At 48.1% G+C, this 15466-nt stretch carries 10 protein-coding genes; 4 read left to right on the top strand and 6 right to left on the bottom strand.

Annotated features, from left to right (window positions below; all coding sequences use genetic code 11):
- Positions 1–57: 57 nt before the first annotated feature.
- The gene (locus QN395_RS09485; RefSeq protein ID WP_322119165.1) at positions 58–1617 is read left to right on the top strand and encodes a thioredoxin family protein; all 1560 of its coding nucleotides are present in this window, start codon (positions 58–60) and stop codon (positions 1615–1617) included.
- 631 nt (positions 1618–2248) lie between these two features.
- On the opposite strand, the gene QN395_RS09480 is transcribed toward QN395_RS09485, so the two are convergent.
- From QN395_RS09480 to folD, 6 genes are all read right to left on the bottom strand, one after another.
- A complete protein-coding gene (locus QN395_RS09480) occupies positions 2249–3553 on the bottom strand; it encodes a D-amino acid dehydrogenase (RefSeq protein ID WP_322119164.1) in 1305 nt (434 codons plus the stop codon).
- Between the two features lie 163 nt (positions 3554–3716).
- Positions 3717–4121, bottom strand: a complete 405-nt coding sequence (locus QN395_RS09475; protein ID WP_322119163.1) for a hypothetical protein — start codon at positions 4119–4121, stop codon at positions 3717–3719.
- Positions 4122–4181: 60 nt separating this feature from the next.
- Positions 4182–4628: a DNA polymerase III subunit chi gene (locus QN395_RS09470; RefSeq protein WP_322119162.1), complete on the bottom strand. Its 447-nt coding sequence runs from the start codon at positions 4626–4628 to the stop codon at positions 4182–4184.
- Positions 4629–4704: 76 nt separating this feature from the next.
- On the bottom strand, positions 4705–5346 hold the full coding sequence (locus tag QN395_RS09465; protein WP_323492810.1) for a glutaredoxin family protein: 642 nt from the start codon (positions 5344–5346) through the stop codon (positions 4705–4707).
- 23 nt (positions 5347–5369) lie between these two features.
- Positions 5370–7433 carry a M3 family metallopeptidase gene (locus QN395_RS09460; RefSeq protein WP_322119160.1) on the bottom strand — a complete coding sequence of 688 codons (2064 nt, stop codon included), beginning with the start codon at positions 7431–7433 and terminating at the stop codon, positions 5370–5372.
- 47 nt (positions 7434–7480) lie between these two features.
- A complete protein-coding gene (gene folD, locus QN395_RS09455; protein ID WP_322119159.1) occupies positions 7481–8326 on the bottom strand; it encodes a bifunctional methylenetetrahydrofolate dehydrogenase/methenyltetrahydrofolate cyclohydrolase FolD in 846 nt (281 codons plus the stop codon).
- 437 nt (positions 8327–8763) lie between these two features.
- Between folD and aceE the strand changes: the two genes are divergently transcribed.
- From aceE to lpdA, 3 genes are all read left to right on the top strand, one after another.
- Positions 8764–11469, top strand: coding sequence for a pyruvate dehydrogenase (acetyl-transferring), homodimeric type (gene aceE, locus QN395_RS09450; RefSeq protein ID WP_322119158.1), 2706 nt, complete (start codon positions 8764–8766; stop codon positions 11467–11469).
- Positions 11470–11570: 101 nt separating this feature from the next.
- Positions 11571–12926: a dihydrolipoyllysine-residue acetyltransferase gene (aceF, locus tag QN395_RS09445; protein WP_322119157.1), complete on the top strand. Its 1356-nt coding sequence runs from the start codon at positions 11571–11573 to the stop codon at positions 12924–12926.
- A gap of 13 nt (positions 12927–12939) precedes the next feature.
- Entirely contained in the window at positions 12940–15090 is a 2151-nt protein-coding gene (lpdA, locus tag QN395_RS09440; RefSeq protein ID WP_322119156.1) for a dihydrolipoyl dehydrogenase, read from the top strand.
- Positions 15091–15466 lie beyond the last annotated feature (376 nt).

Here is a 15466-nt window from a genome sequence, read left to right as displayed (position 1 = left end):
CTATATTTGTTACACTTAAACACTCATCTTTAGTGTCATTTACTATTCTGGTTACTTATGAAAATTCAATCTGCTCTTATCGCTAGTTTATTTTTGGTGGCGTCTCCATTGTTTGCGGCGACAGACAAATCTAGTTCTGTCGCAGCCAGCGCCGATCACAGTGGGATTGACTGGCGCAAAGATAACGATGTTGACGCTGCCTTTGCCCAAGCTAAATTAGCTAAAAAACCTTTGTTCTTGTATTGGGGAGCAGTTTGGTGCCCGCCTTGTAATCAGGTCAAAGCAACGATTTTTAATCGTCAGGATTTTATTGACCGTTCCCGTCATTTTATCCCTGTGTATTTGGATGGCGATACGCCAAGTGCGCAAAAATTAGCGGCGCGCTTCAAGGTACGCGGTTATCCCACCATGATTTTATTTAAGCCAGATGGCACTGAAATCACGCGCCTTCCTGGCGAAGTTGACTCTGACCGCTACTTACAAGTACTGACCTCGGCGATGAACAGCAGTTTATCTGTGCAAGATAGTTTGAAGCTGGCGCTTGCTGGGAGTAAAAAAATCAGCGCAGAGGACTGGAGCTTGCTGGCAGATTATTCTTGGGATGATCCTGAACAGAAATTGGTCAGCAGCAAAGATGTCGTTGCAACGCTCCTGCGTTTGTCAGAGCTGAGTCCAAATCCTTCTAATGCGACACGTTTTTACCTCAAGGCTTTAGCGATTACCGCGAGCGCATCTCCTGGCTCAGTAAAAGTAAGTATTGATAAAACGAAGGCCTTAGATAAACTGACTAAAGCATTAGCCGATCAAAAAAACGCTCGTGACAACATGGATCTGGTGACTGGCGTACCGGGTGAACTGGTCGAATTTTTGACGAGTGCTAAATCCGATTTACGCAATCAATTAGTCGCCACCTTCAATGCTGCATTAGTCAAGCTCGCAGATGACGCCAGCTTATCGAAGACGGATCGGTTGGGAGCAATTAATGGTTTGGCCACTTTGGCAACGCTAGATAATGCCAAGCCTGATGCCGCATTTCTAAAAGATATACAAAAGCGGGTAGTACAAATTGAGCAGGCGACTACCGATGCCTACGAGCGCCAGTCAGTCGTCAACGCTGCGGCACATGCGTTTGGTGCAGCAGGCATGATGGATGAGTCAGATAATTTGTTGAAAGCTGAATTAAAGCGCTCTCATTCTCCGTATTACTTTATGTCCAGTCTCGCATCTAATGCAAAAAAACGTGGTGACAAGACCGCCGCTGTCAATTGGTACGAGCAAGCCTACAATGCGGCAAAAGGTCCTGCCACACGTCTGCAATGGGGCGCTAGCTATGTGAATAGTTTGATTGAGTTGGCACCGACTGAAGATGCACGCATTGAGAAGGCGACTCAAAGTGTATTGTCAGAAATTGGCGCAACTGAAAATGCGTTTTATGAGCGTAACCGTTCCTCGCTGGACCGGATGGGTAAAAAGCTGATGGACTGGAATAAAAATGGCAAGCATCAGGCGTCGTTCCAAAAAGTACGCAGCCAGCTTGACGGCATTTGTGGCAAATTACCAGCGAGCGATCCGCAACGTGCAGCCTGTCAGTCGGTATTGGTAAGTACAAAATCTTAATTAGTTTTTTATCCGTAATCATTTGGGTCGATGCGTTGTGGGTCGATGTTTTGATTACGGATTTATTTGACCCAGATTTTCCATTAGACCGCTACCACTTCGCAAAAAACGCAGACGGCGTGCGGTCTTCAGAGGGACAGCACCACCGCGATTTGAGTGGGAACGCTACAGCGACAATTGCACCTTTGGCGAACTGCTTGGCGTTGTTGCTCCTCCTAGCAAGATGCAGCTTGCGTCGTCGTCGCGTCTAGCCAGTCAGTTCGCCAAAGGCACACATGTCGCTGTTCCAATGGAAAATCTGGGTTTAATATACTCCCCATTTTCCATTTTAAAATTGAGTCATCGTCCAATGATTACATGGACAATTAATATATACATACTACAAGTATGCCATTGGCGCGCGTAATCATCCAGTCCTGTTTATATCGTAAGATGAGCTGAAAATGTCCAGACGCTTATCTGTTTCTCGGTATTATTTTCGTATTATTCAGTCGCACTTGTTGCATTGTAAGACGAATAAGAAGCCTTATAGACCATCATGATCTATAAGGCTTTTTGCTAATTAATTTGCTAATTAATTTGCTAATTAATTCGCTGAATACCAGGCAAGTAACTTGATTTCATCTAGCGTTTATGCCGGCAACAATATTCTGCCAGGGTTGCGTCTGGCGATGCCAGTGAAGGCAAAATCAACTTCAGGGTAGTGTCCAGAAACGATATCTGCAATCGCGCGACCTGATCCCGCACCCATTGTCCAACCCAAAGTGCCATGACCTGTGTTGAGGTAAAGATTGCTGTATTTGGTCTTGCCGATGTATGGCACATTGGATGGTGTCAACGGACGCAAACCGGTCCAGTAGGTTGGATTCTCGTAGTCGCAGGCGTTCGGGAATAATTCGCGGGTGCGGCGGGTAATTGCTTCGCAACGAGCCGTATTTAAATCACGGCCATAGCCGTTGACCTCGCAAGTGCCGGCAACGCGCAAACGGTCACCCAGGCGCGACACAACTAATTTATAGCCGTCATCAGTCAACGAAACCGTTGGTGCTTCGTCAGGATTGGTGATCTGGTAGGTAGCGGAATAACCTTTGCCTGGATAAATCATCAGATTGACGCCCAAAGGCTTTAACAATGGCTGTGAGAAGCTGCCCATTGCCATTACAAAAGAATCCGCGCGCAAGACTTTATGACGGCCTTCTGCATCAATGACTTCGACGCCGACAACTTTAGCCGACGAGCCGCTGCCCTCGGTCAGTAAGCGAGTAACGCTAGTATTAAATTGGAAATCGACACCTGCTTCGGCAGCTTTTTTAGCTAAGCCGCTAGTAAATTTATAGACATCGCCGGACTCATCGGTCTCTGTGTAATCGCCACCGACGATTTTGTCCCGAATACTGGCAAGTGCTGGCTCGATGCGTACGACTTCGTCTGCGCCGATTGAATCACGCTGACAACCGAGATCGCGCATCAATTTTGCGGCTGGTAAGGAGTCATCAAATTCTTTTTTGTCAGTATAAAAATGCAAAATACCTTTGGTTAGACAGTCGTAGTCGATGCCTGTTTCAGCACGAACTGCTTGCAAGGTTTGACGGCTGTATTCAGAAATCGCCACGATTTGGCGGATGTTGTCTGCTGTGCGCCCTGGTGTGCATTCGCGTAAAAAACTCATGCCCCAGAGCCATTGCAACCATTCTGCCCGTGGGCGGAATAGTAAAGGCGCGTCTTCTTTGCCTAACCATTTTAAGACTTTAAGTGGTGCTGAAGGATTCGCCCAGGGTTCGGCGTGAGAGACAGAGATCTGGCAGCCGTTGGCAAAACTGGTCTCTTGTGCCGCACCGGGCTGACGCTCGATCACAGTAACATCATGACCTTGCTTTTTGAGAAACCAGGCAGAAGAGGTGCCGATAATGCCAGAGCCGAGAACGATAACTTTCATGGGGAGAATCTCCTAGAGCGACAGTTTTGCGAGGAATTCGCGATAGCGAGATTGTAGAAAGTTATTGCTTATTAATGCAATCAATCAGAGGGCAAATGTTTTTATTTTTAAAAGTAATTTTTTGAATTGTGTTTATAAAACAAAAATAATCGAAAATTATTTTTTATTTTGTAATTTTGACTTTAGTGATCTCTTGTGTCACCGCACGGGTGATTACTTCTTCCATTGTTTTGTGTAAACCACCACGAATTTCGATTGCCAGGCTCTCGACGGCGGTTTGTAATACATCAGCGAGACTATCGCGTACACGATGCTCCAGCACAAAATCAACTCTTGATAACACCTGACGTAATACATTTTCTCTTAAGGTTTGCTCTAGCTTTTGCCAGTCTTCTTCGCTGAGTTGCATTGCTGTTGGTGCTGTGTTCGATACTACGTCTGATCCAGTAATCTGGTTGACTGGCGCAGCTATCGTCGCAGTGCCAGGGGCGACTGCCGGGGAGAATTGCGTGCCGGGTTGAATAATTTCGGTAAGTACCGGAATACTGGCATCGATTTGATTGCTCATTTGACGTGATAACTTATGAAGGGCTGTGGGGAATAACTTAGCTTACTCTGCTGTACTTAATTACCTTACTTTTGCAGCGCCGTTAGGCGCATTGGCATTGGTGTGGGATAAAGTATGTCCTTGTTGCTGATAAAAGCGATAACGCTCCCGTCCTGCGGCGGTAGCGGCATCGTCCGTTGCGATGATTTCTATCATGCGTTCAAACTGATCAAAATGGCTGGGTGTAGTTGCCGTTAAGTTAATCAATAACTGATGATGCGGAAATATCGCTGTGACGTCATCCGTCAAGATCACTGGTGTATGAGTCGCCAGTGCATCGCCCTGCATCACATGCGGTAAAAAGTCGATTTCTGAAAACGTCCATAGCGCACTATTCAGCGCATCTAACTGTGCCCGGTTGCTATCAAATACTACCACTTGACAATTTGCCGCTCTGGCCTTACGGATCAGGCGGCATGTGTAGTTCAGCTTGTCGGGTACATTGCTATGGAAATCAATCCGCATCATTTTTGATCTTTAAATTTGTTTTTATTTTATTGTCATTTTATTGTTGCAGCGAAGCTCTTGAACCTAAAAGTTAAGCTTAAAAACGGAATCCGCCTTCATTATTGGTGTTAGCCGGAGGCAGATTTTTTTGCCGTGCTTTGCTGCTGTTCCCATTATTGGCAGCATCCTTGGGTTTTGCAGCTGGTGTTGGTGCGGCCGCTTCTGCTGCTGAATATTTGAAATCTTTTGGCAGTTTGTCCGTTTCTGGATAGCCCGCACTACTGAGCGCGGTACGCCATTCACTGGTATCTAAACCTCGGAATTTGCTACTGTTAATAACTAATACTGGCAGCTGAGTATCTCCACTCACTTCTTTGAGTTTTTTTACATCGTCATCGGATTTGACCGTTTTTTCTTTAAAAGGAATACCGCTTCCTTTCAGAAAAGCGCGCCCTTCGTTGCAAGGACTGCAATCGGGACCTGTGTAGAGCGTCACCGGGTTTTTTGCTGCTGCGGCGCCTAACTCGGGCGGCAAATTACTGGCAGGTTCACCGCTATCCAGTGATCTGGTTTGCACTTGCTTCACAGAAGGTGGCGGCGGTACGTCGCTGTAAGTGACTTTGCCATCCGCACCAACCCACTTATATAACTGCGCCTGGGCACTGCCCATGGCGAATACACCTAACACTGTGCTGATTAGTAAGAGCCGGGTAGGTATTGATATTTGCTGTTTCATCATATTCTCCGTGTTCTCTATAAACGTCAGGCAGCCATGCCACTGTGGCGTAATAGCGCGTCAATCGCAGGCTCTCTGCCACGGAACGCCTTAAAAGATTCTAGTGCTGGACGCGAGCCGCCGACTTCTAATACTTGTGACTGAAATTGTTGTCCCACTTTACGTGACAGTGTACTGCCTTCCGCTGCGCTGGCGTCTTCAAATGCCGCATACGCATCGGCAGACAAAACCTCTGCCCATTTATAGCTGAAATAACCCGCTGCATAACCGCCTGCAAAGATATGGCTGAAAGAATGCTGAAAGCGGTTAAACGCTGGTGGATTGAATACCGACACTTGTGCTCGTACCGCATCTGCAATCGCTTGTACATTTTGCTGCTGGTTAGAGCCAATCGCATCATGCAGACGCATATCAAATAAAGAAAACTCGACCTGACGCAGGGTCTGCATACCTGACTGGAAGTTTTTTGCAGCAATCATTTTGTCGTACAGCGCGCGCGGCAATGGCTCGCCTGATTCTGCATGAGCTGTCATCCCTTGCAAAACATCCCATTCCCAGCAGAAGTTTTCCATAAACTGAGATGGTAATTCGACCGCATCCCACTCCACGCCGGAGATGCCCGAAACGGACAACTCCTCGACTTGCGTCAATAAATGATGCAGCCCATGACCAAATTCATGGAACAGTGTAATCACTTCATCATGCGTGAACAGGGCAGGTTTGGTCACACCGTTAGTCGTGACTGGCTCGCTAAAATTACAGGTCAGATATGCGACTGGCGTTTGTATACCGGTGGCAGTACGGCGCCGGCCACGTGCATCATCCATCCATGCGCCGCCTCGTTTACCGCTACGTGCATATAAGTCGAGGTAGAACTGTCCGACGAGTTTGCCAGCTTTTTCTAGCCGATAAAACTTGACATCAGGATGCCAGCTTGGCGCATGGTCTAGCCAAATTTCTACTGCAAACAAGGTTTCGATCACATTGAACAAGCCTGCGACGACTTGCTGCTCTGGGAAATATTGTTTCAATTCTTGCTCAGAAAAAGCATAGCGTTGTTCACGCAGTTTTTCCGAGGCGTAAGTCGTATCCCAGGATTGCAAATCATCGATGCCCAATTGATCTTTAGCAAAACTGCGTAACTCCGCTAAATCTTTTTCTGCAAAAGGGCGGGCGCGGTTCGCCAGATCTAATAAGAAATGACTGACCTGCGCTGGCGTTTCTGCCATCTTGGCCACCAGCGATACCTCGGCAAAATTGTGATAGCCCAGCAAATGAGCTTCTTCCTGGCGCAAGGCTAGCAATTCAGTCATGATCTCAGTGTTGTCCCACTCGGGATTGCTTCCTAACTCAGATGCCTTGGTTGCATTGGCGCGGTAGATCGTTTCGCGCAGGGCACGATTATCTGCGTATTGCAGTAGTGGGAAATAAGACGGGAAATGCAGCGTAAATTTACAACCCGGCTTACCGTCTTTTTCAGCAGCCGATTTTGCTGCTTGTAACACATCGTCAGGCAAGCCTTTTAACTCGTCCAGATTATCGATGAACAAACTGTAGTCATTAGTTGCATCTAGTACGTTTTCTGAAAACTTAGTAGAAAGTGCGGCATGTTTTTCTTGTACTTCTGCATAGCGGACTTTTTTGTCGTCCGATAATTCGGCTCCACCCAGACGGAAATCGCGTACAGCGTTGTTGACGATGGTTTGTCTTGCTGGCGTAAAGTGTGCAAATTCCGGGCTAGATTGCAAGGCTTTGTACTTGTCGAACAGCGCAAGGTTTTGACCCAAAGCGGTCCAGAACTCCATGATAATGGGCTGGTTCTCGTTATACGCGGCACGTAATTCTGGCGTATCTGCAACACCGTTGAGGTGACCAATAATGCCCCAGGCGCGACCGAGTTTTTCTGTCGCGTTTTCTAAAGGCTCAACAAAATTGTCCCACGTGACGGGATCTGTTGCCGCCTCCAGTTGTGCAACCACTGCACGATTTTCTTCCAATAACAAGGCAATCGCTGGCGTTATGTGCTCAGGTTTGATGGCATCGAAGCGTGGTAAATCGCTAAAGTCAAGCAGGGGATTTTGTTGCGTCATTGTTGTTCCAGTCAGCTTTTAAATTCGTTTAAATTCTTGAGGAGTTCTTAAAGGCGTTCTGCGGCTTCTATCGTGTTGACCAATAGCATCGTAATCGTCATTGGGCCCACACCGCCAGGGACGGGAGTGATGTAGCCAGCGACCTCTTTGACATGAAGGTAATCAACGTCACCACATAATTTGCCTTCTTCATCACGATTCATCCCGACATCCAATACTACTGCACCCGGTTTGACCATATCAGCAGTCACGATGTTGCGCTTGCCAGTGGCGACCACCAAAATGTCGGCGTTGCGGGTATGGGAGCCTAAATCGCGTGTCTTAGAATTACAGATGGTGACGGTCGCGCCCGCTTGCAAGAGCAACATTGCCTGTGGTTTACCGACAATATTGGATGCGCCGACGACGACTGCGTTGGCACCGCGAATAGGGTAGTCGATTGATTCCAGCATTTTCATCACGCCATACGGTGTGCAAGGGCGGAACAGCGGTTGCCCCGTCATCAGCAGGCCTGCATTGCTGATATGAAATCCGTCTACATCTTTTTCTGATGCAATCGCTTCAATCACTTTATTCGCATCAATATGCGCTGGCAAAGGTAATTGCACCAAAATACCGTTGATCTTACTGTCATTGTTTAGTCTTGCGATATGCGCGAGCAGGGCGGTTTCGCTCAAACCGGCATCGTATTTTTCTAACACAGAGTAAAAGCCGCAGTCTTCGCAGGCTTTGACTTTGTTGCGCACATACACTTGCGACGCTGGATTTTCACCTACCAGAATCACCGCCAAACCGGGTTGTTTGCCTTGCGCTGTGAGTGCTGCCGCTCGTTGTGTGACTTCGGTACGAATTTCTTGGGAGAGCTGTGTTCCGCTGATGATATGGGCAGTCATGGTGGGCTTTGCAAAAGAAGATCAAGCCGAGATTATAAATTATGCGCTGTGTTGCTGGAGAACATTGACTCGCTGGAGATATTAAAAGTTTGAAAATGAATGTCCAATGGTTATGTGCCTCCAAGCCAAAAACAGGCTAGGAGGCACATAACCATTGGACGTCTAATTTTTACAGTGTGGGACTTACGCCAAACCGCCCCAGCTTAGATTACTGTCGTCATCGCGACGCCTTGCCAAGACAATTTTACGTAAGTCCTAAGTTATATTGCACCGCAACCAAAATATCACATTATGAAATCAAATATCGCTATTTGAAAAATTAAAAACTGCTGTTAAAATACCTCCGCAAAGAATTATTATGATTTAAAAACAAGCACTAATTTGTCGATACGCCACCGCGCTTCGCTTCGAAAGCGCATTATCAGGAGACCCAGCAGATGTCAACTTCTTCACCCCAGATCGACCAAGTTTTGGCGCAAGCCGTCAATGATCCCGATGTTATGGAAACCTCCGAGTGGCTTGACGCGCTGGAGTCTGTGATCGATAAAGAAGGTCCGGAAAGGGCGCACTATCTAATGGAGCGCATGGTGGATCTGGCACGTCGTCGCGGTGCCCATATCCCGTTTTCCAGCAACACGGCTTATGTCAATACGATCCCGGCCCACCTGGGTGAGCATTGCCCCGGCAATCTGGAAATTGAAGAGCGGTTGCGCTCTATGATGCGTTGGAATGCGATGGCAATGGTAGTTAAGGCCAATCGCGTTGATGGTGATCTGGGCGGTCATTTATCCAGTTTTGCCTCACTGGCTAATATGCTGGGTATTGGCTTCAACCATTTTTGGCATGCGCCGACCGAAGATCACGGTGGCGATTTACTGTATATCCAGGGCCATTCATCTCCAGGTATCTACGCCCGCGCTTTTTTAGAAGGCCGTTTAACCGAAGATCAACTGATCCATTTCCGTCGCGAAGTCGATGGCAAGGGTTTGTCGTCGTACCCGCATCCAAAACTGATGCCAGATTTTTGGCAGTTCCCAACTGTATCAATGGGCCTTGGTCCCTTAATGGCGATTTATCAGGCACGTTTCCTGAAGTATCTACATGCACGTGGTATCGCTGATACTGAGAAGCGTAAAGTCTGGGCATTCTGCGGTGATGGTGAGATGGATGAGCCAGAATCTATGGGTGCGATTGGTATGGCGGGTCGCGAACAACTGGACAATCTGGTGATGGTCGTCAACTGTAATTTGCAACGTCTTGATGGTCCGGTACGTGGCAACGGCAAGATCATTCAAGAGCTGGAATCAGATTTCCGTGGCGCAGGCTGGAATGTGGTGAAAGTGATCTGGGGTAGCGGTTGGGATGAGTTGCTCGCTAAAGATAAAGACGGTATCTTGCAAAAAGTCATGATGGAAACTGTCGATGGCGAGTACCAGAATTACAAAGCCAAAGATGGCGCTTATGTTCGTGCGAACTTCTTTGGCAAGCATCCCAAGTTATTGGAAATGGTCAGCAAAATGTCAGATGACGACATCTGGCGCCTGACTCGCGGTGGACATGATCCCCACAAAATTTATGCTGCATTTAAAGTGGCACAAGAAAATAAAGGGCAACCGACCGTAATCTTGGCCAAGAGTATTAAAGGTTTTGGTTTTGGTAAATCGGGTGAAGCACGTAACACGGCGCATAACACCAAAAAGCTGGACGATGAAGCGATTAAAGCAATGCGCGATCGTTTCCAACTGCCAATCGCTGATGCAGATTTGCCAGGTATTCCTTTTTATAAACCTGCTGACGACACGCCAGAAATGCAGTACCTGCAAGCACGTCGTAAGGCGCTCGGCGGCTATTTGCCACAACGCCGTCAAAAAGCCGATGAAGAACTGATCGTCCCTGAGTTGTCGGCATTTAAAGCGATGCTGGAACCGACCGCTGAAGGTCGTGAAATATCTACCACTGCCGCGTATGTACGTATTTTGACTGCCTTATTACGCGATGCAAGCTTGGGGCCGCGTGTCGTACCAATTATGGTCGATGAGTCCCGCACATTTGGTATGGAGGGCTTGTTCCGCCAGATCGGTATCTTCAGTCAGGTTGGTCAATTGTATGAGCCAGTCGATAAAGATCAGGTGATGTATTACCGCGAAGATAAAGCTGGTCAGATTTTGCAAGAAGGGATTAATGAAGCGGGTGGTATGAGTTCATGGATCGCCGCTGCGACCTCATACTCGACCAACAACCGCGTGATGATTCCGTTTTATACCTACTACTCCATGTTTGGTCTGCAACGCGTTGGTGATCTGGCGTGGGCCGCCGGGGATATGCGTGCTCGCGGCTTCTTGTTAGGCGGTACCGCCGGCCGTACCACTCTGAACGGCGAAGGCTTGCAGCATGAGGACGGTCACAGTCATGTATTAGCTTCGACCATACCAAACTGCGTACCTTACGATCCGACGTTCGCACATGAAGTCGCGGTCATCATGCATGATGGTTTGCGCCGTATGGTCACAAATCAGGAAGATGTGTTTTACTACCTCACGCTGATGAATGAGAACTACAGCCATCCGGGACTGAAAGAGGGACAAGAAGAAGGCATCATCAAAGGTTTGTACCTGTTGCAAAAATCCGAGAGCGTGACCAAGCACCGAGTACAACTGATGGGCTCTGGCACGATACTGCGCGAAGTGATTGCTGCAGCAGAATTGTTGCAAAATGATTTTGGTATCGCGGCTGATGTCTGGTCTGCACCAAGCTTTACTTTATTAGCCCGTGATGGTCAGGATGTAGAACGTTGGAATATGTTGCATCCAACGGCAGAGCCGCGTGTGGCTCATATTACGCAATGCTTAAAAGATACGGCAGGTCCGATAATCGTTTCTACCGATTACATGCGTACCTTTGCGGAACAAGTACGCGCCTTCATTCCAAAAGGTCGTAGCTACAAAGTCTTGGGTACGGATGGTTTTGGTCGGTCTGACAGCCGTGCAAAATTGCGTGAATTCTTTGAGGTCAATCGCTATTTCGTGGTGATCGCTGCACTCAAAACCTTGGCTGATGAAGGTGTGTTGTCTGCCTCTGTTGTTGCCCAGGCTATTGAAAAGTACGGCATCAACGCAGACAAACCTAATCCGGTCACTGTCTAAGTTAACTGGGTTAATTTAGTTACCTAAGTAAGCATGAGCAAAGAAGGGCGCACTCAGCAAGTGATGCGCCTCTCTCAAATAATTTACGCGGAGCGAAAACTATGAGTGCGATTGAAGTCAAAGTGCCGGACATCGGCGATTTCAAAGAAGTAGAAGTGATTGAATTGATGGTCAAGGTTGGCGATACCATTAAGGTTGATCAATCATTAATCACGGTCGAATCAGACAAAGCCAGTATGGAGATTCCCTCCAGCCATGCTGGCGTCGTGACAGAAATTAAAGTGAAAGTCGGCGACAAAGTTGCCGAAGGTTCTTTACTCGTTGTGGTTGAGGCGTCTGGCGATGTTGCTCCGGTAACTGCTCCGGCAACTACTCCGGCAGCTGCGCCAGTAGCAGCAACCGTACCGGCAGCTCCAGTTGCATTAGCACCCGCGCCAGCACCAGCTGCGCCAGTTGCCGCCGCTGCGGTTGAGGTACCAGCTAGCACAGCGACAACATCAACTCCTGTCAGCAATGCCGATGGCAGCAAGCCACATGCATCACCGTCAATCCGAAAATTTGCGCGCGAACTTGGCGTTGATCTCTTGCGCGTGCAAGGTAGCGGACCTAAAGGCCGTATCTCGCAATTGGACGTGCAAAACTTCGTCAAAGGCATTATGGCTGGTAGTACAGCAGTATCGGCTGTTTCTGCTCCGGCAAAAAATGGCAGCGGTGTTGGTCTCGATTTGTTGCCTTGGCCCTCACTGGATTTCAGCAAATTTGGTAGCACCGAATTGTTGCCTTTGTCCCGCATCAAAAAACTCAGCGGCCCTAATCTGCATCGCAACTGGGTGATGATTCCGCACGTAACGCAGTTCGATGAAGCTGACATTACTGACTTGGAAGATTTCCGTAAATCGTCCAACGAAGCTTTGGTTAAATCGGGCGTTAAGCTAACGATGCTGGCCTTTGTCATCAAAGCTAGCGTCGCCGCTTTGAAGAAATTTAAAGCCTTCAACGCCTCCTTGGATGGGAAGGGAGAAAACCTGATACTCAAACAGTATTACAACATCGGTTTTGCAGCTGATACGCCAAACGGATTGGTTGTTCCTGTGATCAAAAATGCAGACCAAAAAACTTTGTCGCAAATCGCTGTCGAGATGGGTGAGTTGTCTGCACAAGCGCGTGACGGCAAGCTGAAGCCAGCTGATATGCAAGGCGCTACTTTTACGATTTCGTCTTTGGGCGGGATTGGTGGTACGGCATTTACACCTATCATCAACGCACCGGAAGTCGCTATTTTGGGATTGTCTAAATCGACGATTAAACCAGTGTGGGACGGCAAGCAATTTATTCCACGCTTGATGTTGCCTTTATCCCTGTCCTACGATCATCGCGTCATTGATGGCGCAATGGCTGCCAAGTTCACCGCGTATTTAGCCGATGTTTTGGCTGATCTGCGTAAAACCTTGCTGTGAGCGGAGAAAATACATGAGCACAATTGAGGTCAAAGTACCTGATATCGGTGATTTTAAAGAAGTAGAAATTATCGAATTACTGGTTAAAGTGGGCGATACGATTAAGGTCGATCAATCCCTGATTACGGTCGAATCGGACAAAGCGAGTATGGAGATTCCCTCCACGCACGCCGGTGTCATCAAGGAATTAAAAATCAAAGTGGGCGACAAAGTAGCAGAAGGAAGTATGCTGCTGGTGTTGGAGGCAGCAGGTGCAGCAGAAGTTGCAGCGCCAGTAACCCAAGCCGCTCCTGCCACTCCAGCTGCTCCTGCAGCCGCTGTCAGCGCTCCAGTAATACCAACAGCACCATCAGCACCAACGGCGTCCAGCATCGTAGAAGTTAAAGTCCCAGACATTGGTGATTTTAAAGAAGTAGAAGTCATCGAATTGATGGTCAAAGTGGGTGACAGCATCAAAGTTGATCAATCACTGATCACGGTAGAGTCGGACAAAGCCAGTATGGAAATTCCATCCAGCCACGCTGGCGTGGTCAAAGAAATTAAAATCAAAGTCGGTGACAAAGTTGCCGAAGGTGCTTTGTTATTACTGGTAGAAGCCGCAGGCCAAGTGTCTAGCGCAAGTGCATCTGCGGCCGCGCCAGCATCAGTATCTGCACCAGTTGCTGCACAGGTGGCGTCCGCCGCCGCTCCTGTCGTCTCCGCCGTCCCCGCACCAATCGCATCCAGCTACACCGGTAAAGTGGATGTGGAATGCGACATGATGGTTTTAGGCGCAGGTCCCGGTGGTTATTCAGCCGCTTTCCGTTCTGCTGATCTTGGGATGAATACAGTGCTGGTAGAACGCTATGCAGCCCTTGGCGGTGTTTGCCTGAATGTCGGTTGTATTCCGTCCAAAGCCTTGCTGCACGTCGCCGCTGTGATTGATGAGACCGCCTCGATGGCAGTGCATGGCGTGACTTTTGCCAAACCTGTGATCGACATTGATAAATTGCGTGGCTACAAAGAAAGCGTCATCAAAAAAATGACGACAGGTTTGTCTGGCATGGCTAAAGCCCGCAAAGTCAATGTAGTACAAGGTACAGGTCAATTCGTCAGCCCGAATCATATTGAAGTCACTGCCGCTGATGGATCTAAGAAAACTGTTCAGTTCAAACAAGCCATCATTGCAGCTGGTTCGTCGGTGGTGAACTTACCCTTTGTTCCGGCTGATCCACGTATCGTTGATAGCACCGGCGCTTTGGAATTGCGTCAGGTGCCTAAACGTATGTTGGTAATTGGCGGCGGTATCATCGGCTTAGAAATGGCAACCGTGTATTCCACATTAGGCGCACGTATCGATGTCGTTGAAATGATGGACGGCCTGATGCAAGGCGCAGACCGCGACATGGTAAAGGTCTGGCAAAAGTTCAACGAAAAACGTTTCGACAATATCATGTTGAAAACAAAAACCGTTGCGGTTGAAGCGCTTCCAGAAGGTATCAAAGTCAGCTTTGAAGCAGCAGAGGCCGGCGTGGCTGCACCAGCGTCACAAATTTACGATCTGGTGTTGGTGGCAGTTGGCCGCAGTCCTAACGGTAAAAAAATCGCTGCCGATAAAGCAGGTGTTAGCGTCACCGACCGCGGCTTTATCAACGTGGATAAGCAAATGCGCACTAACGTTCCGCATATTTTTGCGATTGGCGATCTGGTCGGTCAGCCTATGCTGGCACACAAAGCGGTACATGAAGCGCATGTTGCTGCAGAAGCCGCCTCCGGTGAGAAAGCCTATTTTGATGCGAGCGTGATTCCTTCTGTTGCCTACACCGATCCAGAAATCGCCTGGGTCGGTATTACAGAAGACGAAGCTAAAGCTAAAGGCATTAAGCTTGAAAAAGGCCATTTCCCTTGGGCAGCCTCGGGCCGCGCAGTCGCCAATGGACGTGATGAAGGTTTTACCAAATTGTTATTTGATGCAGAAACCAAACGCATTGTAGGTGGCGGTATTGTTGGCACGCATGCAGGCGATATGATCGGCGAAATCGCATTGGCAATTGAAATGGGCGCAGATGCAGTTGATATCGGCAAAACGATACATCCGCATCCGACCTTGGGTGAGTCTATCGGGATGGCTGCCGAAGTCTACAAAGGCGTCTGTACTGATTTGCCGCCTATGCGCAAAAAGTAATTAGTTGTTATCAGTAGGACTTACGCAAAATCGCCCCGGCTGCGTTGTAGCTCCTAGCTGTGCTACAGTACTATCTTCGTCGCTACGCCTTGCCGGGACAATTTTGCGTAAGTCCTAATAGTTGAATTGGTCCAAAAAAGCTCTTGGTGCACGTTAGCACCAAGAGCTTTTTTTCGTGCTTAAACTTGCTATTTGGGTGTTGATATCGGGCAGGATTTAATCACATTTATTATTCCCATAGAATATACTCACCATCAGTATGTTTTAATCGTCCAAATAATATTTGGACAATAAGACATGGCGGATTCAGCTACGAAGAGCAACGGGAGGTAAGTTTTAGGGGGAGTATATCCAAATTATAAAAAACCTCAAACGG

This window comes from Undibacterium sp. RTI2.2, from assembly GCF_035018705.1.
In the GTDB taxonomy this organism is placed as follows: domain Bacteria; phylum Pseudomonadota; class Gammaproteobacteria; order Burkholderiales; family Burkholderiaceae_D; genus Undibacterium.
Note: the sequence above shows the minus strand (reverse complement) of the source record. Positions and strands in the feature narration are given on the sequence as shown.

What these genes read in the sequence shown, in the direction of transcription:
- QN395_RS09485 (WP_322119165.1), top strand. Translation starts at nt 58, where the DNA reads ATGAAAATTCAATCTGCTCTTATCGCTAGTTTATTTTTGGTGGCGTCT.
- QN395_RS09480 (WP_322119164.1), bottom strand. Translation starts at nt 3,553, where the DNA reads ATGAAAGTTATCGTTCTCGGCTCTGGCATTATCGGCACCTCTTCTGCC.
- QN395_RS09475 (WP_322119163.1), bottom strand. Translation starts at nt 4,121, where the DNA reads ATGAGCAATCAAATCGATGCCAGTATTCCGGTACTTACCGAAATTATT.
- QN395_RS09470 (WP_322119162.1), bottom strand. Translation starts at nt 4,628, where the DNA reads ATGATGCGGATTGATTTCCATAGCAATGTACCCGACAAGCTGAACTAC.
- QN395_RS09465 (WP_323492810.1), bottom strand. Translation starts at nt 5,346, where the DNA reads ATGATGAAACAGCAAATATCAATACCTACCCGGCTCTTACTAATCAGC.
- QN395_RS09460 (WP_322119160.1), bottom strand. Translation starts at nt 7,433, where the DNA reads ATGACGCAACAAAATCCCCTGCTTGACTTTAGCGATTTACCACGCTTC.
- folD (WP_322119159.1), bottom strand. Translation starts at nt 8,326, where the DNA reads ATGACTGCCCATATCATCAGCGGAACACAGCTCTCCCAAGAAATTCGT.
- aceE (WP_322119158.1), top strand. Translation starts at nt 8,764, where the DNA reads ATGTCAACTTCTTCACCCCAGATCGACCAAGTTTTGGCGCAAGCCGTC.
- aceF (WP_322119157.1), top strand. Translation starts at nt 11,571, where the DNA reads ATGAGTGCGATTGAAGTCAAAGTGCCGGACATCGGCGATTTCAAAGAA.
- lpdA (WP_322119156.1), top strand. Translation starts at nt 12,940, where the DNA reads ATGAGCACAATTGAGGTCAAAGTACCTGATATCGGTGATTTTAAAGAA.